At 72.4% G+C, this 16,980-nt stretch carries 19 protein-coding genes and 2 pseudogenes; 7 read left to right on the top strand and 14 right to left on the bottom strand.

Annotation, left to right across the window (positions count from 1 at the left end; all coding sequences use genetic code 11):
- Positions 1-517, bottom strand: a pseudogene (locus ACFW2E_RS07570) (hypothetical protein); the annotation flags it as partial.
- Between the two features lie 105 nt (positions 518-622).
- Positions 623-1,402: an HAD-IIA family hydrolase gene (locus tag ACFW2E_RS07565; protein WP_384462867.1), complete on the bottom strand. Its 780-nt coding sequence runs from the start codon at positions 1,400-1,402 to the stop codon at positions 623-625.
- Between the two features lie 285 nt (positions 1,403-1,687).
- On the opposite strand from ACFW2E_RS07565, the gene ACFW2E_RS07560 reads away from it, so the two are divergent.
- Complete coding sequence (locus tag ACFW2E_RS07560; RefSeq protein WP_384462864.1) at positions 1,688-1,840, top strand: hypothetical protein; 153 nt, start codon at positions 1,688-1,690, stop codon at positions 1,838-1,840.
- A 67-nt stretch (positions 1,841-1,907) separates the two neighbouring features.
- Here ACFW2E_RS07560 and ACFW2E_RS07555 read toward each other — a convergent pair.
- The 3 genes and pseudogenes from ACFW2E_RS07555 to ACFW2E_RS07545 form a co-directional block, all read right to left on the bottom strand.
- Positions 1,908-2,349 (bottom strand): annotated as a pseudogene (locus ACFW2E_RS07555) (GntR family transcriptional regulator); the annotation flags it as partial.
- A 56-nt stretch (positions 2,350-2,405) separates the two neighbouring features.
- Positions 2,406-3,368 carry a hypothetical protein gene (locus ACFW2E_RS07550; RefSeq protein ID WP_384462861.1) on the bottom strand — a complete coding sequence of 321 codons (963 nt, stop codon included), beginning with the start codon at positions 3,366-3,368 and terminating at the stop codon, positions 2,406-2,408.
- 615 nt (positions 3,369-3,983) lie between these two features.
- Entirely contained in the window at positions 3,984-5,087 is a 1,104-nt protein-coding gene (locus ACFW2E_RS07545) for an ROK family protein (protein WP_384462858.1), read from the bottom strand.
- Positions 5,088-5,135: 48 nt separating this feature from the next.
- Here ACFW2E_RS07545 and ACFW2E_RS07540 point away from each other — a divergent pair, with 48 nt between their 5' ends.
- From ACFW2E_RS07540 to ACFW2E_RS07530, 3 genes are all read left to right on the top strand, one after another.
- Positions 5,136-6,206, top strand: a complete 1,071-nt coding sequence (locus ACFW2E_RS07540) for a Gfo/Idh/MocA family oxidoreductase (RefSeq protein ID WP_384462855.1) — start codon at positions 5,136-5,138, stop codon at positions 6,204-6,206.
- On the top strand, positions 6,206-6,715 hold the full coding sequence (locus ACFW2E_RS07535; protein ID WP_384462852.1) for a heme-degrading domain-containing protein: 510 nt from the start codon (positions 6,206-6,208) through the stop codon (positions 6,713-6,715). The genes ACFW2E_RS07540 and ACFW2E_RS07535 overlap by 1 nt, the downstream gene beginning before the upstream one ends.
- Before the next feature lie 77 nt (positions 6,716-6,792).
- Positions 6,793-7,659: an LLM class F420-dependent oxidoreductase gene (locus ACFW2E_RS07530; protein WP_384462849.1), complete on the top strand. Its 867-nt coding sequence runs from the start codon at positions 6,793-6,795 to the stop codon at positions 7,657-7,659.
- Positions 7,660-7,783: 124 nt separating this feature from the next.
- Here ACFW2E_RS07530 and ACFW2E_RS07525 read toward each other — a convergent pair whose 3' ends face one another.
- The 4 genes from ACFW2E_RS07525 to ACFW2E_RS07510 form a co-directional block, all read right to left on the bottom strand.
- Positions 7,784-8,641 carry a fumarylacetoacetate hydrolase family protein gene (locus ACFW2E_RS07525; protein ID WP_384462846.1) on the bottom strand — a complete coding sequence of 286 codons (858 nt, stop codon included), beginning with the start codon at positions 8,639-8,641 and terminating at the stop codon, positions 7,784-7,786.
- A 129-nt stretch (positions 8,642-8,770) separates the two neighbouring features.
- Positions 8,771-8,977, bottom strand: coding sequence for a hypothetical protein (locus tag ACFW2E_RS07520; RefSeq protein ID WP_384462873.1), 207 nt, complete (start codon positions 8,975-8,977; stop codon positions 8,771-8,773).
- 102 nt (positions 8,978-9,079) lie between these two features.
- Positions 9,080-9,391, bottom strand: coding sequence for a DUF6412 domain-containing protein (locus ACFW2E_RS07515; RefSeq protein WP_384462843.1), 312 nt, complete (start codon positions 9,389-9,391; stop codon positions 9,080-9,082).
- 56 nt (positions 9,392-9,447) lie between these two features.
- Positions 9,448-9,975, bottom strand: coding sequence for a winged helix-turn-helix transcriptional regulator (locus tag ACFW2E_RS07510; protein WP_384462840.1), 528 nt, complete (start codon positions 9,973-9,975; stop codon positions 9,448-9,450).
- A gap of 68 nt (positions 9,976-10,043) precedes the next feature.
- Between ACFW2E_RS07510 and ACFW2E_RS07505 the strand changes: the two genes are divergently transcribed.
- On the top strand, positions 10,044-11,456 hold the full coding sequence (locus ACFW2E_RS07505; protein WP_384462838.1) for an MFS transporter: 1,413 nt from the start codon (positions 10,044-10,046) through the stop codon (positions 11,454-11,456).
- Positions 11,457-11,492: 36 nt separating this feature from the next.
- Here ACFW2E_RS07505 and ACFW2E_RS07500 read toward each other — a convergent pair whose 3' ends face one another.
- The 5 genes from ACFW2E_RS07500 to ACFW2E_RS07480 are packed head-to-tail and all read right to left on the bottom strand — an operon-like array spanning position 11,493 to position 13,946.
- Positions 11,493-11,816 carry a hypothetical protein gene (locus tag ACFW2E_RS07500; RefSeq protein WP_384462835.1) on the bottom strand — a complete coding sequence of 108 codons (324 nt, stop codon included), beginning with the start codon at positions 11,814-11,816 and terminating at the stop codon, positions 11,493-11,495.
- Positions 11,806-12,297 (bottom strand): Imm50 family immunity protein, encoded by a 492-nt coding sequence (locus tag ACFW2E_RS07495; RefSeq protein ID WP_384462832.1) that lies wholly within the window; start codon positions 12,295-12,297, stop codon positions 11,806-11,808. The genes ACFW2E_RS07500 and ACFW2E_RS07495 overlap by 11 nt, the downstream gene beginning before the upstream one ends.
- 1 nt (position 12,298) lies before the next feature.
- Entirely contained in the window at positions 12,299-12,895 is a 597-nt protein-coding gene (locus ACFW2E_RS07490; RefSeq protein WP_384462829.1) for a hypothetical protein, read from the bottom strand.
- A gap of 6 nt (positions 12,896-12,901) precedes the next feature.
- Positions 12,902-13,096, bottom strand: coding sequence for a DUF6531 domain-containing protein (locus tag ACFW2E_RS07485; protein WP_384462826.1), 195 nt, complete (start codon positions 13,094-13,096; stop codon positions 12,902-12,904).
- 43 nt (positions 13,097-13,139) lie between these two features.
- Positions 13,140-13,946, bottom strand: a complete 807-nt coding sequence (locus ACFW2E_RS07480) for a class E sortase (protein ID WP_384462823.1) — start codon at positions 13,944-13,946, stop codon at positions 13,140-13,142.
- A gap of 266 nt (positions 13,947-14,212) precedes the next feature.
- On the opposite strand from ACFW2E_RS07480, the gene ACFW2E_RS07475 reads away from it, so the two are divergent.
- Positions 14,213-15,688: a beta-1,6-galactanase gene (locus ACFW2E_RS07475; protein ID WP_384462820.1), complete on the top strand. Its 1,476-nt coding sequence runs from the start codon at positions 14,213-14,215 to the stop codon at positions 15,686-15,688.
- 95 nt (positions 15,689-15,783) lie between these two features.
- A complete protein-coding gene (locus tag ACFW2E_RS07470) occupies positions 15,784-16,794 on the top strand; it encodes a hypothetical protein (protein WP_384462817.1) in 1,011 nt (336 codons plus the stop codon).
- Positions 16,795-16,980: the final 186 nt, after the last annotated feature.

Here is a 16,980-nt window from a genome sequence, read left to right as displayed (position 1 = left end):
CGCGGGCGCCGGGGGGGTGCCGGGGGGGGCCGTCCCCCCCCCCGGGGGGGGGGGGGCCGGTTTCGCCCGCGTGGAGGACCCCGGTGGCGACGGGCGGGGTCCCGTCGTCCGCGGTGCCGCCGCCGCCCGCGGGGACGGGGGCGACCGGGGAGGCGAGGCCGGCGGACGGGTCCTCGGCCCCGGAACCGGCCGCGGCCACCGTGATCGTGCCCTGGACGCGCGCCCCACCGCAGGAGACGCGCACGTCGTAGCGGCCCGGCGTCGCCGAGGAGCGGATCCGGCTCTCCCCGGCGAGGGTGCCGTCGGTGCCCGCGAGCGTGATGTCCGAGACGAAGGCGTCGGAGACCGCCGTGGCCGTCCGCCCGCCGCAGCCGCTGACGCGCAGGGCCACGTCGGCGCCGGGGGCGGGGGACGACGGGGTCACCGAGACACCGCCTCCCTCCGCCGCGTGCGCCGTGGGAATGAGCGTGACGGCGGCCAGGATTCCCGTACAGAGAGTGAGACGTAGTGAGCCCATCGTGAACCTCCAGATACTGGGAGGCTCCCCCGCAAGGCGCGCCTCCGCATCCTCGGAAGGCGCGCGATTGCTCCATACGGGTGGGGCAGGGTTTGAAAGTCCTGCTCAGACCAGGTCGACGAGGTCCGCGATGGAGTCGACGACCTGGGACGGGCGGAAGGGGTGGCGGTCGACGTCCTGGGGCTGGGTGACGCCGGTCAGCACCAGGAAGGTCCGCATCCCGGCCTCCAGGCCCGCGAGGATGTCGGTGTCCATGCGGTCGCCGATCATCGCGGAGGTCTCGGAGTGGGCGCCGATCGCGTTGAGTCCGGCCCGCATCATCAGCGGGTTGGGCTTGCCGACGAAGTACGGCTGCTTTCCGGTCGCGGCGGTGATCAGGGCGGCGACCGAGCCGGTGGCGGGCAGGTCGCCCTCGGTGGAGGGACCGACGTTGTCGGGGTTGGTGGCGATGAACCGGGCGCCGCCGTTGATCAGGCGTACGGCCTTGGTCAGCGCCTCGAAGGAGTAGGTGCGGGTCTCGCCGAGGATCACGAAGTCGGGGTCGTGGTCGGTGAGGATGTAGCCGACGTCGTGCAGCGCGGTGGTCAGGCCCGCCTCGCCTATGACATAGGCGCTGCCGCCGGGCCGCTGGTCGTCCAGGAACTGGGCGGTGGCCAGTGCGGAGGTCCAGATGTTCTCCACCGGCACGTCCAGGCCCATCCGGCGCAGCCGGGCGTGCAGGTCACGGGCGGTGTAGATGGAGTTGTTGGTGAGCACCAGGAAGGGCCGCCCGGAGTCGCGCAGCTTCTTCAGGAAGGCGTCGGCGCCGGGGATCGGGACCCCCTCGTGGATCAGGACGCCGTCCATGTCGGTGAGCCACGACTCGATCGGCTTGCGGTCTGCCATGTGCTTGCGTCTCCTGCGTGCGTACGGTCAAGAAGCGGGGGCCGGAACCACGGCGTACCGACGCCCCCAGCCTAGTCAGAGCGGCCTGATCCTGACCCTGGTCGGACCTGGGTGATCCGCACTCCGCCGATCACCCGGTCACCGGTTGTTCCCGCCGGTGCAACGGCAGCGGACGCGGACCGAGGTCGCACCGGCCGGGACCTGGGGCGTGCCGGTCTGCGTCCGGGAGCAGACGCCGGTCGGCCCCACCGCACGCACGATTCGCCATCCGACTGTGCGAAGGCGGTGACCAGCACGGTGTGGGCGAGGGCCACGATCCGGGGACTGCCGTTGGGCGGCACCGGCGGCTTGGAGGAGGCCACCAGGACCGACAGTCCGGCCACCGCCGACGGCACGGCGACCGGGAGCACGAACAGCGCGCCGGGGGAACGGCGGTGACGTCTTCTCAGCGTGGCGCCGGCCGACGCGGCCCAGGTGCCGGCGGCGAGCGCCGGCAGACCCGTGGCACACGCTCGGGATGCCGGACGGGCCCGCCCCGGGTCAGCCCGGTCCCGTCCGCGAGGGGTGCCGGGCAGGGGAACCGGTCGAGGGTGACGAGCGTACGGCCGGGAGTGCGCCCTGCCGCCTCGCCCCTTCCGTGGAGCCGGCGGGGGACCGCGGCTGCTCCGGTTCGGCTCCCGCGACGACCGTGCCCCGGCCCTGCCGCCTGAGCCGCCCCTCCAGCACCGGCTCGCGCACCGCCCGCCGCCCGGTCTCGCGGGCGACGTCGTACCGCTCGGCCAGGTCGTGCCCGGTGGGGATGGTGCTGCCGTGCCCGAGCTCCTCCACCAGCGCGGCGGTCTGCGCCTTGACCGCGTAGTACTGCGGTAGTACTTCGGGGTGCGCCCGTGCTCGGGAATGCCGGAGCGAACGGGGCCGCCGGGGGCCTGGTCGTTCGGGTAGTCCACGCAGGGACCGTCGCGGACGGGGTGACCGGCCCGGGGTACGGACCCCGTCCACGACCTCAGCGACGTCGGCTGCGGGCCAGCAGGAAGGCCGCGCAGCCGGCCGCCAGCGCCATCCCGGCGGCGAGGAGGCGGGGCGCCGCGCCGGAGCCGGTATGCGCGAGTTCCTCGGCGCGGGGCCCGTGCCCGGACGCCCAGTCGTGCCGGCCTTCCCACCGGCCGTCCCGGTCGGTCTCCCGCTCGCCTTCCTCACCCGCTTCGAAGACCTCGCCCGTGTCCTCGTCCGTATCGGTGCCGCCGCTCTCCTCGGCGGAGGGGAGCCCGGACTCCGGAGAGGCGGAGGAGGCGGTGGCGGGGGCGGAGAGGGCGGGGGTGGGCGCCTCGGCCGTGACACTGGCGGTGACGGTGGCCTCGGGCTCACCGGTCGGAGGGGACGCGGACTCCTCGCCGCCTCCTCCGTCGCCGATCTTGAACCGGTAGCTGTTCGACTCGCCGATCCAGTCGCCGTCCGCGTCGTGCCGCTGCACGACGGCCGCGTTGGCGGTGATCTCGTTCGGTAAGGCGTCCGAGGTCATCGAGAGCCGGAGCTTGACGGTGACCGCCCTGCCCGGGGCCACGCTGAAGCCGGAGAAGCCGCTTCCGTCCAAGACCCCGACGAGTTCGTGCTCGTCGGTGGTCTCGAAGCGGACGGGCCGGGTGCGCGACCCGTCGTAGAACTCCAGTTGGGGCTGCGAAGGCTGGAGGACCCGCTTGTCGTCGACGAGCACGACCACCGGGTGCACACCGGCGCAGGTGATGCGGGTGGTGTTGGTGAGGTCGAGGTACCAGGTGCCGAAACCGCCGCCGGGCTCGAACGAGGCGGGTCCGCCGTGGATCTTGGCGGTGAGCGGAAACGCCTTGTCGTCCGCACCGGCACAGCTGGGGTCATTGCCCGCACGGGCGACCGCGGGCGCCACCGGGGCGAGCACGGCGGTCGCGGCGAGGCAGAGGGAACAGAGAGGCAGGGGCGTGCGCAATCGCATAAACCCATAACCATCCGGATCTCCTCGCAAACCGGACGCCGCCATCCCGGCCGCTGCCCACGAACGGCGCCCCGGATCCCCCCGATCGGCCCACGACGCCCCTGGGAGGCGAGTCAACGCGCGACCGGCACGGACCACCCGAGTTTCGGAGTCCGCCCGGGTCGACCGGACGTACGCCGCGCCCGCGCACCGGGCCGGGCCGCTGTGGCACAACGGCAGGAGTCCCGCGATCTGTCCGCGCTGCGGCATCGCCCTCACCGGCGGCCGCGTCGGCACGCCCGGTGCCCTCCTCGGCGAACTCCGCGCGGAGCCGGGCGCCCGGGTGCCGCACGTGCGGGGCACGCGAGACGGGACCCGAGGCCCTGTCGCACGGGTCCGAATGCCAGCCGCTGCCGGGACTCGAGGTCGCTGTGCAGGACGGCTGCGGGTGCGCGGTCCCTCGGTCGCGCCTGCCGCCCAGCGGCACGGGGACCGTCGGAGCGGCCCGGGACAGGCGGGACGGCCGGCTGGACACCGGTGACACGGCGGCTGCCGGGCGGCCCGGCGAGGTCACGGTGACCCCGCCCCACCCTCCGGCAGTCGTCGGCCGGGGCCCGGTTCCACCGTGCGCGGGGGTCAGGTGTCCGCGCGGCCGAACACCGGGGCCAGCATCAGCTGGGCCGCGCCCTCCGCGACTCCGCCGGAGGCGACCCGTACGGGGACCGTCCCGCCGTAGACGCCCTCCCGCCGGGCACGCTCGGCCAGCACCCCGGCGACGCCCCGCACGAAGACCTCGGGTGCCGCGGCGACCGTGCGGCCGCCCAGCAGTACGAGGTCGATGTCGAGCAGCCCGACCAGATTCGCGGCGCCCGCCCCCAGCACCCGGGCCGCCTCCGCCGTGTCACCACGGCGCACGGCGGTGAGGCACAGCGCCTCGATGCAGCCCCTCCCCCCGCACTCGCACACCGGCCCGTCGAGCTGAATGACCTGGTGGCCGAACTCCCCCGCCCCGGTGCGCGCTCCCCGGTGCACGCTCCCGCCGATCACCAGACCGGCGCCGAGCCCCGTACCGAGATGCAGATACGCGAACGATCCGCCCTCACCGCCGACGGCCAGTCCGAGCGCGGCCGCGTTGGTGTCCTTGTCGACCACGACGGGGGCCCCGAGCCGCCCGGCGAGCGCGTCCCGCAGCGGGAAGCCGTCCCACTCGGGGAACCCGGTGACGCGGTGCAGCACACCGTGCGCGTGGTCCAGGGGGCCGGGCAGGGCGACACCGACGCCGAGCACGGCCCCGCGCGCCCCGGCGGACACCAGCTCCTCCACCTGCCGGGCCGTGCCCTCGACGACCGCCTCGGCCCCGGCCCCCAGGTCCAGGGCGACCCGCGTCTCGGCCACCACCTCGCCGGTGAGATCGCAGAGCACCGCCCGCAGTTCGTCCCGGTCCAGATGCACGCCCACCGCGTGCCCCGCCTCCGGCACCAGCCGCAGGACGGTCCGCGGCTTGCCCCCGGTGGAGGCCCGCCGTCCCGCCTCCGCGGCGAAACCCTCCTCCCGCAGCCGAGCGGTGATCTTGCTGACGGCCTGCGGGGTCAGCCCGGTCCGCTCGGCGAGTTCGAGCCGGCTGATGCCCTCCGCGGCGGCCGTGCGCAGCAGATCCAGCACCAGTGCGGTGTTGTGGCTGCGCACGGCGAGCAGATTCGCTCCGGCCGGCCCGCTCTTCGTCCTGTTCACGCCACCCATTGTCCCCTCCGCTTGCACTTTGGCAACAGCGTTGCGAAAGTGGGACGCATGACTGCTGGTACACCCCTCCGCGTGGGCCTGGTCGGCTACGGCCTCGCGGGTTCCGTCTTCCATGCCCCGCTGATCGCGGCCACCGAGGGCCTCGCCCTCGACACGGTGGTCACCTCGAACCCCGAGCGGCAGGAGCAGGCCCGCGCCGAGTTCCCGGACGTCCGGATCGCCGCCGCCCCGGACGAGCTGTTCGACCGCGCCGACGAGCTGGACCTGATCGTCATCGCGTCCCCGAACAGGACGCACGTCCCGGTCGCGACCGCCGCCCTGAAGGCGGGCCTCGCGGTCGTCGTGGACAAGCCGATCGCGGGCACGGCCGCCGAGGCCCGTGATCTCGCCGCCCTCGCCGAGGAGCGCGGCCTGCTGCTGTCGGTCTTCCAGAACCGGCGCTGGGACAACGACTTCCTGACCCTCCGCAGGCTGGTCAGCCACGGCGAGCTGGGCGACGTTCGGCGGTTCGAGTCCCGCTTCGAACGGTGGCGGCCGCAGCCCAAGGGCGGCTGGCGCGAGTCCGGCGATCCCTCAGAGATCGGAGGTCTGCTGTACGACCTCGGCAGCCACGTCGTCGACCAGGCGCTGGTCCTGTTCGGCCCCGCCACCCAGGTGTACGCCGAGGCCGACATCCGCCGCCCCGGCGCGGAGACCGACGACGACACCTTCATCGCCGTCACCCACGCGAGCGGCGTCCGCTCCCACCTCTACGTCTCCGCCACGGCCGCTCAGCTCGGTCCGCGCTTCCGGGTCCTCGGCTCGCGCGCGGGCTATGTGAAGTACGGCCTGGACCCGCAGGAGGCGGCGCTGCGGGAAGGGCTGCGCCCCGGTCCGCAGTGGGGCGCGGAGCCCGAGTCCCTGTGGGGCCGCCTGGGCTCCGGCGAGTCCCCGCTGACCGGCGGCGGCGAGCCCGTACCGACCCTGCCCGGCGACTACCCGGCCTACTACGCGGCCGTGGCCGCGGCCCTCACCGGCGCAGGCCCCAACCCGGTGACCGCGCTGGAGGCGGCCGCCACCCTCGACGTACTGGAGGCGGCACGGCGTTCCGCCCATGACGGAGTGGCGGTGACGCTCTGATGCACCACCCGAAGATCACCCCGAAGTTCGCCCCCGAGATCACCCCGTCCGTCGAGGAGCTGGAGGCGCAGGAACGGCGCCTGGTCTTCCAGCAGTTCAGCCACGACGACGCCTGGGCCCTCGGCTCCCTCCTGGTGGAACTGGCCCGGGAGCGCCAGGCCCCCGTGGCCATCGACATCCACCGGGCCGGCCAGCAGCTCTTCCACGCCGCGCTGCCCGGATCCACCCCCGACAACGACGCCTGGATCGCCCGCAAGCGCCGCGTGGTGGAGCGCTTCGGCGCCGCCTCCTACCTCGTCGGCGCCCGCTTCCGGGCCAAGGGCACGACGTTCGAGGAGGCCTCCCGCCTCGATCCCGACGTGTACGCGGCCCACGGCGGGTCGTTCCCGGTCAACGTGGAGAACGTGGGCATCATCGGGGCGGTCACCGTCTCCGGTCTGCCCCAACTCCAGGACCACCGCTTCGTGGTGGAGGCGCTGGAGCAGTTCCTGGGCCGGCCGTCCCAGTAGTCACCGGCGGGATTAACTCGAGGCTCCCTCCGGTTGGCACTGTCCACACGCCCGACAGCCGGAGGGAAACAGATCCGATGAGCAGCGCCCTGAGGGAAACGGTCGGCCGGTACGGCATCTGGAGCGTAGGACTGCGCTCGGAGAACCCGGCCCGCCGTACCGAGATCGCCGAGGCGGCCGCCGAACTTGAGGAACTCGGATACGGCGCGGCCTGGCTGGGCGGCAGCAGCGCCCCCGGCCACGCCGTACCCCTGCTGGAGTCGACCTCGCGGCTCACCGTCGGCACCAGCATCCAGAGCATCTGGCAGTACGGGGCCGACGAGAGCGCCGCGGCCTACGCCGAGGTGGACAAGGCCCACCCCGGCCGCTTCGCGCTCGGACTCGGGGTGAGCCACGCCAAGCTCGCCGACCGGTACCGCCGGCCGTACTCGGCCCTGGTCGCCTACCTCGACGCCCTGGACGCGGCCGGGGTCCCCGCCGGACGCCGGGTGCTCGCGGCCCTCGGCCCGAAGACCCTGGAGCTGTCCCGGGACCGGGCCGCGGGCGCGGTCCCCTACCTGGTCACTCCCGAACACACCGCCCGGGCCCGCGAGATCCTGGGTCAAGCCGCCCTGCTGGCGCCGGAGTTCAAGGTCGTCCTGGAGACCGACCCGGACCGCGCCCGCGCGCTCGCCCGTGCGAGCCTCGCCCTGTACCTGACGCTCCCCAACTACACCAACAGCTTCCTGCGCCTCGGCTTCACCGAGGACGACCTGGCCTCCGGCGGCAGCGACCGCCTGATCGACACGCTGTACGCGTGGGGCGACGAGGACCGGATCAGGGACCGTGTGGCCGCCTTCCACGAGGCGGGCGCGGACCACGTGGCACTCCAGGTGGTGGACGGCGGTTCGCGCGACGACCTGCCGAGGGAGGCATGGCGCAGGCTGGCGGCTCTGCTGGCGTGACCGAAGGCGCCCGAAGGGACGCGGGGCCGTTATCGACATGCGGCTCCGCCGCGCGGGCGCGACCGGCCGCACGGCCCGCGGCCGAGGAAGCACGCGCGGTTCCCCGGCCCTCCCGGCGGTGCGCCTACGCGTCCTTGAACACCTGGCGCTGACGCCCGAGTCCCTCGATCTCCAACTCGACGACATCCCCCGCCCTCAGATACGGCTTCGGCTCCGGCTGCCCGAGCGCGACCCCCGCCGGCGTACCGGTGTTGATGACGTCACCGGGGTACAGCGTCATGAACCGGCTGACGTAGCGCACGACTTCCGCGACCGGGAAGATCTGCTCGGCGGTGGTCCCGTCCTGCTTGAGCTCGCCGTTGACCCACAGCCTCAGCGACAGGTTCTGCGGATCCGGAACCTCGTCCGCCGTCACCAGCCACGGCCCCAGCGGGCTGAACGTCTCGCAGTTCTTCCCCTTGTCCCAGGTCCCGCCCCGCTCGATCTGGAACTCCCGCTCGGAGACGTCGTGCGCCACCGTGTACCCCGCGACGTGCGCGAGCGCCGCCTCGGCCGACTCGACGTAGCGGGCGGTACGGCCGATGACGACGGCCAGCTCCACCTCCCAGTCGGTCTTCACGGACCCGCGCGGCACGAGCACGGTGTCGTTCGGCCCGACCACCGTGTCCGCGGCCTTGAAGAAGATGACGGGCTCGGCGGGCGGCTCGGCCCCCGTCTCCCGGGCGTGGTCGTGGTAGTTGAGGCCGATGCACACGATCTTCCCGATCCGGCCCAGCGGCGGCCCGACGCGCAGCCCGGCCGCGTCCAGCGCGGGCAGCTCCCCGGCGTCTGCGGCGGCCCGGATCCGGCCGAGTGCGGCGGCGTCGGCGAGCAGAGCCCCGTCGATGTCCGCCACGATCCCCGACAGATCCCGCAGGGCCCCCTCGGCGTCGAGCAGCGCGGGCCTCTCCGCTCCCGCCGTACCGACTCGCAGCAGCTTCATGATCACAATCTCCCTCGATCGCGGGCGCCTGTCCGATGGGTGCAGCCATCGCAGGACTGGTCGATCCTCCAAGCTCGGTGTCCACTCCGCAATACCCGGTTCACGTAGTGGACCATGACCGGGCGGTGCTCAGCGGTGGAGCACCACACGCTCCACGGCACTCCAGGTCGTGCTGGTCACGACGTACAGTGCGGCGGCCAGCGGCACCACGGCCACGGTGACGAGGGTGAGGTACGGCAGGTAGGGCATGACCTTGCCGGCGGCGGCCGCGGAGGCGTGGAAGAGCGGCTGGATCAGATCGGCGAGCCGCTCGACAAGGTCGGCGAAAACGGACATGGGTGAGCCCTCCGGGGTCTCGTCGTGCCGGGAATTCGGGAATGGCGGCATGACGACCCGCGCGGGTTCACATATGTGCGCTGCTACGCGCGCTGCGGTGCCCTACGCGGTGATCGTCGGGAGGGCGCTTCCGGGTGCTCGGGGCCGCTGCCGCCCCGAGGCGTCGGGATCGCGTTGCGGCAGGAAGGCCGTACGGCGGGCCCGGTCGCGGATGGCCGTGCGGACCCGGGTGGGCGGCACGGCGGGCGCGCAGCGCGCGGCGATGAGGGAGCAGGCGGCGAGCGCGGAGGCGGCCGCGGCGGTCGCGGCGAGCGCGACGGCGGTGGTGAGGGTGCCGGTGTCGAGCAGCGCGACCTGGAGCAACAGGAGCAGGAGGGCGGCGGCGGGGCGCATGGCGGCCCAGCGGTTGATCATCGGCCGCCCCTCCCCTCCATGACACATGCCTGGCTGCCGGTTGTACCTGACCGGCCCTATACGTGACCGGTCTCGAGCGGCTCCAGCAGCCGCTTGGGCTTGAGGAGCGCCCGGCTGACCGGATCGGCCGGGTCGGGATCGAGTCCGGGGCCCGGCTCCATAAGGACGTCCTCGACCGGTACGACGGTTCCGCAGACGCGGCATTCGCCGTACGGGCCGAGTTCGGTGCCGCAGTCCGTGTGCCGGAAGTAGCGCAGCCGGGTCTCGCCGAAGTGCTCGCGCCCCCATACGCCGAGGGCACGCAGGGTCGGCCACAGGGCGGTGCCCCGGTCGGTCACCACGTACTCGTCCCTCGGCGGCGACTCCTGGTACCGGCGCTTCTCCAGGATGCCCTCGGCCGTGAGGGTCTGGAGGCGGGAGGCCAGGACGGCGCGCGGGATGCCGAGGTGGACGAGGAAGTCGTTGTAGCGCCGGACGCCGTACAGGGCGTCGCGCACGACGAGCAGCGTCCAGCGTTCGCCGACGATCTCCAGCGCGCGTGCGATCGAGCACTCCTGCGTCGCGTAGTCCTTGCCCAGTGCCATGGCATCCACCTTAGCCACTTTCCGACCTGTTGGTTCAATGACCGAACCTATGGTGCTACGGTACATCCATGAGTAAGTTCAATGAACGAACCATGACGGAAGTGGTCTCCCCGAGCGCCCCGCGCACGGCACCCGGCCCGCCGCAGACGGCTTCGCGCCCCCGGCTCACACTGGCCCTGACCAGCTCGGCCACGGCGGTGGCCCTGATGACGTACACGGCTCCGGCGGTCACGCTGCCCGACACCGCGGCGGCCCTGCACACCCCGCTCTCCGCCCAGGCCTGGCTCCTGAACGGCACCCCGCTGGGCCTCGCCGCCCTGCTCCTGGTGGCCGGCAGCCTCGCCGACGACTACGGGCGCCGCCGGATCTTCCTCTCCGGCACCCTGGCGCTGGGCCTCACCACCGCGCTCGGCGGCCTGGCCACATCGACCTGGGCCTTCACCCTGGCCCGCATCGCCCAGGGCGCGGCGAGCGCGGCGATCCTGGCGAGCAGCCTGGGCCTGCTGGTGGCGGCCTTCCCGACGCCGCGCGGCCGACTGCACGCGACGGGCGTGTGGGGCGCGTTCGTGAGCGGCGGCATCGCGCTCGGTCCCCTGGTCGCCGCGTCGATCCCGGACTGGCGGCTGGCGTACGTCGTCCTGGGCGCGGCCACACTGGTCGTTGCCGGGCTGGGCGTGGGCCGGCTGTCGGAGTCGCGCGCGCCGCGCGGCGGACGTCCGGACGCCCTCGGCGCCCTGACGTTCGGGCTGGCGCTGGTGGCGCTGGTCGCCGCGCTGACGCTGGGCCGGGACGGGTGGCTGCGGGCGCCGGTGGGGCTGCTGCTGGCGGCGGCGGTGGTGCTGGTCGCGGTCTTCGCCGTGGTGGAACGGCGCGTGCGGACTCCGATGATCGACCTGAACCTGCTGCGCAGCCGCCGCTTCCTGGCGTCCTCGGCCGGCGGCCTGTTCACGGGGCTGACCGTGATCGGCCTGTTCAGCTTCCTCCCGGCGCTGCTGCAGAAGACCGTGGGGCTGTCGGCCCTCGACACGGCCTGGCTGTTCCTGCTCTGGTCAGGCCTCTCCTTCGCCGTCGCCCTGCAGGCGAAGCGGCTGGCGGGCCGGGTCGCGCCCCGCTGGCAGCTGGCGACGGGCTTCCTGCTGCACGCGGCGGGCGCGGTGACGATGCTGGGCGCGCTCGACTCGGGCTCCTGGGCACGGCTGCTGCCGGGCTTCGTCCTCGGCGGCATCGGCAGCGGCCTGCTGAACGCGGCACTTCCGCTGCTGGCCGTGGAGTCGGTGCCGATCGAGCGCGCGGCGATGGGCTCGGGCGCCCAGCAGACGCTCCGTTACATCGGTTCCTGCGCCGGAGTCGCCCTGACGATCGCACTCGCCACGTCCTCCTCCGGGGGCCTGGCGCGCGGCGCGGACGTCGCGATGGTGGTGTCGGCGGCGCTGGCCGTGGTGGGAGCGGGGAGTGTGGTGGCGCTGCGGGAACGGGGGTGAGCGCCGCCTGTCGTAAGGCGCCGCGAACGCCGCGAGCTACTCGCTCCCGACCGCATAGGCCCGGCTCCTGGTGAGCCGGGCCGCGGGAGCCCGGAACACGATCCCCGACTCCGGGAATCCCAGCCGGACGTCGAAGACCCCGCCGTCCAGGACGGACACCCGGACCTCCTTGGCCTCGGCCGCTCCCCACCCCGTGACCCGGAGCCCGTCCACGCCGGTGAAGACGACGAAGAACTCGAACCCGTCCTTCCCCTCCCCGCGCTCGAAGCCCAGGGTCACCGAATCCCCGCGCTCGTCGATGTGCAGGTAGGACAGCCCCCAGTCATGGGCTTCGAGCAGCCGCATCCAGTCAGCGCCCATGGAAGACCCTCACGTCGGTACCGGGAACGGACGAGTGCAGCCGGGCGTCGGCCTTGCTCACGAAGAGGTGGGGCCCGCCGTCCGCCCCGTCACCCGCGATCCCGAACGCGCTCACGTGCCTGACGACCACGGACTCGTTGCACACGAACCGCAACGCCACGCCGGGCCCGCGGACCGTCACCCGCATACACCGCTCGGCCCCCGGCGGAACCATCTCGACATCACCCGACGCCGGCGGGGTCCACTCCTCGAGGGACACCCCCTCCACCGCCCCGAACTCGAACTGACACTGCACCGTGTCCGTCCCCGCATCCGCCCACTCCGCCGGAGGCGAGGCGGGGAAGTACGGCAGATCGACCCGCAACGTCACGGTCGGCCCACGCCAGTTGAGATTGACCGACCGGAACCTCACGCCCTTCAGGTCGGGAACGTGGCCGTAGAGGTCCCGAAGAACCTCCGGATTCACGAGGAACCGAGCCACGCTACTGCTGTTGACCATCGGCACCGGCCCAGTCGACACCCCAGCCGCACTCGACGAAGAACGCCTCCAGCGACTCACGGTCCTCCACCCAGTAGTCCCCGCACCCGTCCGTGAACTCCCGGTCACGGGACATCAGGACGAGGTGGCTCGGCGGAGAGCCGGGCAACTCCTCGACCTTCACGAACTTCCCCGCGTCCTCGCCGGAACCGATCCGCCCGGCTCTGCCCGATCGGATCAGCGAAGGCCGCACGGATTGCAACGCTACGCCGGCTGCTTCCCGCAGACGACGCCAGGCCGGCGATTCCGAGACCGCCCGCACGGACCACTCCCGCTCACCGGACTCCGTCATCTCCGCCAACGTCCGGTCCACGGGTCGCAGGACTTCCGCAACCGCTAAAGGCACCAAGCCCGCACGCACCATTCCCGCAACCCTCGCGAAGACGTGGTCGAACTCCAACGCCGGCTCGTCCGGGCCGACGCCGAGCCGGGACAGGTGCTCGAGCTGCCGGCCGGCATCCCACGAGAGACGCAACAGGGCCTGCTCGAGCAACTGGATGACGACGCGAACCTCGGGACCGGTCACGGTCGGTCCCGCCATCGCGGATCACCTCCCGATGTCCGGGCGCGGGAAGCAGAGGCGGGCACCGCCCGCGGTCGCGCAGACGAAGCCCTCGTCGTCGACCTGGACCCGCTGGTCGAGGGTGGAGGCCCAGGACGGGCCGAACCAGCCACCCCACCGGTACGACGAGATGTGCGTACGCTCCAGGATCAGCGGCAGCACGCCTGGTACGGGAGGCACGGGCGAGTCCAAGGGCGGGCAAAGACCGACCACATCCCGCGGCCTACGACCGAGGACGCATCGACGTCAGCCTCCCCCACACCACCATCCGGTACCTGGACGTGAACTCCGGGGTACAGGTGGTGAGGGTGATGTAGTAGCCGGGCCGGCCATAGCCGTACCCGGGCTTCACGACAGATCGCGGTACGGGCCGTACGACGCCGGAGTCACGCGACGAGGTCCGCGGAAGGATCTTGTCCACGGTGTACGTGTACGTCGCCGACCTGGTCTCGACCTCCACGACGTCCTTCGGCCGCAGCCGCGGCAGGTACCGGAACGGCTCACCGTGGGTGTTCCGGTGCCCCGCGACCGCGAAGTTGCCCGCCTGGCCCGGCTGCTGGGTGCCGGGATAGTGGCCGACGTACCCCTTGTTGAGCACGTTCTGCTTGCTGACGCCCTCGGCGACCGGCACCCGGAGGTGGAGCCTGGGGATGGTCATGACGGCGTACGCCTGGGAGCTGCGCGGACGTGACGAGCCGACGGTGACGTACGACCGCTGCCGCGTGGGTGAGGCCGCGCCGGGTGACGGAGAAGACGCCGCCGAGCCGACCGAGGCACCGGAGGAGTCGGGGAACCCGGAGGAGGACCCGTCCCCGCTCCCCGCCCCCCACTCCCTCTCCAGCGCCTCGACCTTCCGCTCGGCCCCCCGCCTGGCCTCCCGGTTGGTCCACCACAGCTGGTGCACGACGAGCAGCATGAGTACGACCCCGACCGTGACGAGGAGCTCACCCCCGGCCCACAGCACCCTCCGGCGCCGGGCACGCCTGCATCGAGTGCTGTGCCGCACCACGCGAACGGCGGAAGCCCGCATGCGAACGCCCCCTCACCGGCGCCGCGAGGCCCCGGCGCCGCCCGCACGATAAAGCGCGCACCTCCAAGTCACCAGAGCCATAGGCCTTCCCGCCGGACGCCGACCGAGCCGCGACTTCCTCCACGGGTTTGAGAAAGGGGTTTCACGACCCTCGACAACCCCACACGCCACCCCCGATGCTTCCTGTTGGCATGCCGGGGTGGGGATGAGTCAACACCGTTGCAGGAGACGGTGTTCGAGCCGCACGGAGAGGCAGAGCAGAAGCCATGATCCGACGCAGAACACTGCTGGCCGCCGCGGGAGGCGGCCTGCTGGGCAGCTCCCTGGCCACGGGCACCGCCCGGGCCGACGCGACCATCGCCGTCACCCCGTCGACCGCGTACGGAACTTGGGAGGGCTGGGGCACCTCCCTGGCCTGGTGGGCCAACGTCTTCGGCGCCCGCGAGGACTTCGCCGACATCTTCTTCACCACCAAGTCGACAACGTACAACGGCACTTCACTCCCCGGCCTCGGCCTGAACATCGCCCGCCACAACCTCGGCGCCTGCAGCTGGAACAGCGTGAACGGCGAGAGCATGGTGGCGTCGGCCAACATCCCCGCCTTCAAGCAGATCGAGGGCTACTGGCAGGACTGGAACAACGAGGACCCCACCTCGTCGTCCTGGAAGTGGACGGCCGACGCGACCCAGCGCGCGATGCTGGTGAAGGCGGCGGCACGCGGGGCGACGACCGAGCTCTTCGCCAACTCCCCCATGTGGTGGATGTGCCTCAACCACAACCCCTCCGGCGCCTCCGACGGCGGCAACAACCTCCAGTCCTGGAACTACCGCCAGCACGCCTCGCACCTGGCGGCGGTGGCCCTCTACGCGAAACAGAACTGGGGCGTGAACTTCGCGACCGTCGAGCCCTTCAACGAGCCGTCGTCGTCCTGGTGGACGGCGACGGGCACGCAGGAGGGCTGTCACATCGACGCGGCCGTCCAGTCGGCCGTACTGCCGTACATGCGCAGCGAGCTGGACAAGCGCGGCCTGACGAGTACGAAGATCTCGGCCTCGGACGAGACCAGCTACGACCTGGCCCGCACCACCTGGAACTCCTTCAGCTCGACCACGAAGGGCTACGTCGACCGCGTCAACGTGCACGGCTACCAGGGCTCCGGCGGCCCCCGAGACGAGCTCTACACGGACGTGGTGACGACGGCCGGCAAGGCCCTGTGGAACTCGGAGACGGGCGACGGCGACGCCACGGGCATGACCTTGGCGAGCAACCTCCTCTACGACTTCCGCTGGCTGCACCCCACCGCCTGGGTCTACTGGCAGGTGATGGACCCGAGCCCGGGCTGGGCGATGATCGCGTACGACGCGGGCACGCTCCAGCCCGGCGCCATCCAGACCAAGTACTACGTAATGGCGCAATTCAGCCGCCACATCCGCCCCGGGATGACGATCCTCGACACGGGAGTGAGCTACGCGGCGGCCGCACTGGACAAGTCGGCGAAGCGCCTCGTGATCGTCGCCGCGAACACCTCCGCCTCGCCCCAGACCCTCACCTTCGACCTCTCCCGCTTCACCACGGTGACGGGCGGCACGAGCGGCCTGGTCCCGCGCTGGAACACGGTGACGGGCGGGGGCGGCGACCTCTACACCGCCCACTCCGACACCTACCTCTCCGCGAAGACGCTGTCCGTACCCTTCGCGGCGAAGTCCGTACAAACCCTCCAGGTGGACGGGGTGACGGTGTGATCCACCGCCCCGGCCCCGCAAATTCCTGACTCCACGGCTCTGCCGACCAGCGCACACCTCTCCCTATGTCGTTGGTCGGCAGTACGGTGTCCCCCATGCGCCCCGACACGCCTGCCGAGAACGTCGACCACACCGCCGAAGCGGCACGCCTGGAGCGGACCGCCGGCCTGTATCCCGAGGACGCCGAAGCCCTGCTGCTGCAGTCGGCGGCCCATCTGGAACTGGCCGGCGACCGCCCCGCCGCGACCGCGCTCTACGACCGTCTGCTGTCCACTCCGGACACGCTGGAGAACCCCCATCTGGTGCGGGCCCTGAAGGCCTCGAACCTCTGGGAGTACGACCATGAGGCCGAGGCCCGCGCGATCATCGACGGTGTCCGCGCGGCCGCTCCGCGGGACCCGGCCCCCTGGGTGATCGTGGGCGAGGCCCTGGAGTCGCACGACGAACTGGAGGCGGCGCAGGCGACGTTCACGGAGGGAGCGACCCTGCTCCTGACGGACGTGGCGGAGCCTCCGTACGCGACGCGTCCTCTCCTCTTCGGCCGCCACCGGGTGCGCCGCATGCTGGGCCTGGCCCACGACGAGTGGGACGCCCTGGCGGACACCCTGCACTCCTCCCCGGTCTCACTGGACGAGCTGCACGACCCCAAGCGGGTCTGGTCCCTGGGCTCGGACAACCCGGCGGAACTGGAGGCGGAGATCTCCCGGCTCCGGGCGGAACTCGGCGCGCACCGCGAGGCCCTGTCGCGCCCCTTCCCGGTGGCCGTCCTCCACTGGGCGGACGGCGAGCTGGAGGAACTGCTCGTGTCCTACCCGACGCTGGCGGCCGAGTACCCGTCCCGCGAGGAGCACCTGGCGACGATAGAGGCCTCGCTGCGGGAACTGGCGTCCTCGGGCACGCCGAACCTGGGAATCGTGACGGGGACGGTCCCCTCCTATGAGGCGTTCGCCGCGTCGGAGGGTTCCTCGCCGGGGGACGTGACCTTGCTCCCGCAGTACGCGACGACGCTGGCGGCACGGGGGCGTGCCGTGGCTTGGCCGCCGCAGAGGGGGGCGGGGTGCTGGTGTGGGGACGGCCGGGTTTACGGGGAGTGTCACGGCGGGTGACGAGCGGACGGGGCCCTCTCGCCTACGTGAAGCCGGCTTGCGCAATTTCAGGAATCCGGGGAAGTCGACTGTCCGAAAATGAGCAGCTTTCGCTACAGAATCTTCGGATATCAGTGACTGCTGTTAAAAAAGATCCATATCGGCGCAAGCGATCGCGTGCGATAACTCACTAGGGGGCGAGGGAGC

Source organism: Streptomyces sp. NPDC058964 (genome assembly GCF_042741275.1).
Classification (GTDB): domain Bacteria; phylum Actinomycetota; class Actinomycetes; order Streptomycetales; family Streptomycetaceae; genus Streptomyces.
This window is presented reverse-complemented; position numbering and strand designations above follow the sequence as displayed.

What these genes read in the sequence shown, in the direction of transcription:
- ACFW2E_RS07525 (WP_384462846.1), bottom strand. Translation starts at nt 8,641, where the DNA reads ATGAAGCTGCTGCGAGTCGGTACGGCGGGAGCGGAGAGGCCCGCGCTG.
- ACFW2E_RS07475 (WP_384462820.1), top strand. Translation starts at nt 14,213, where the DNA reads ATGATCCGACGCAGAACACTGCTGGCCGCCGCGGGAGGCGGCCTGCTG.
- ACFW2E_RS07480 (WP_384462823.1), bottom strand. Translation starts at nt 13,946, where the DNA reads ATGCGGGCTTCCGCCGTTCGCGTGGTGCGGCACAGCACTCGATGCAGG.
- ACFW2E_RS07540 (WP_384462855.1), top strand. Translation starts at nt 5,136, where the DNA reads ATGACTGCTGGTACACCCCTCCGCGTGGGCCTGGTCGGCTACGGCCTC.
- ACFW2E_RS07515 (WP_384462843.1), bottom strand. Translation starts at nt 9,391, where the DNA reads ATGATCAACCGCTGGGCCGCCATGCGCCCCGCCGCCGCCCTCCTGCTC.
- ACFW2E_RS07490 (WP_384462829.1), bottom strand. Translation starts at nt 12,895, where the DNA reads ATGGCGGGACCGACCGTGACCGGTCCCGAGGTTCGCGTCGTCATCCAG.
- ACFW2E_RS07535 (WP_384462852.1), top strand. Translation starts at nt 6,206, where the DNA reads ATGCACCACCCGAAGATCACCCCGAAGTTCGCCCCCGAGATCACCCCG.
- ACFW2E_RS07500 (WP_384462835.1), bottom strand. Translation starts at nt 11,816, where the DNA reads ATGGGCGCTGACTGGATGCGGCTGCTCGAAGCCCATGACTGGGGGCTG.
- ACFW2E_RS07510 (WP_384462840.1), bottom strand. Translation starts at nt 9,975, where the DNA reads ATGGCACTGGGCAAGGACTACGCGACGCAGGAGTGCTCGATCGCACGC.
- ACFW2E_RS07530 (WP_384462849.1), top strand. Translation starts at nt 6,793, where the DNA reads ATGAGCAGCGCCCTGAGGGAAACGGTCGGCCGGTACGGCATCTGGAGC.
- ACFW2E_RS07505 (WP_384462838.1), top strand. Translation starts at nt 10,044, where the DNA reads ATGAGTAAGTTCAATGAACGAACCATGACGGAAGTGGTCTCCCCGAGC.
- ACFW2E_RS07565 (WP_384462867.1), bottom strand. Translation starts at nt 1,402, where the DNA reads ATGGCAGACCGCAAGCCGATCGAGTCGTGGCTCACCGACATGGACGGC.
- ACFW2E_RS07545 (WP_384462858.1), bottom strand. Translation starts at nt 5,087, where the DNA reads ATGGGTGGCGTGAACAGGACGAAGAGCGGGCCGGCCGGAGCGAATCTG.
- ACFW2E_RS07470 (WP_384462817.1), top strand. Translation starts at nt 15,784, where the DNA reads ATGCGCCCCGACACGCCTGCCGAGAACGTCGACCACACCGCCGAAGCG.
- ACFW2E_RS07550 (WP_384462861.1), bottom strand. Translation starts at nt 3,368, where the DNA reads ATGCGATTGCGCACGCCCCTGCCTCTCTGTTCCCTCTGCCTCGCCGCG.
- ACFW2E_RS07520 (WP_384462873.1), bottom strand. Translation starts at nt 8,977, where the DNA reads ATGTCCGTTTTCGCCGACCTTGTCGAGCGGCTCGCCGATCTGATCCAG.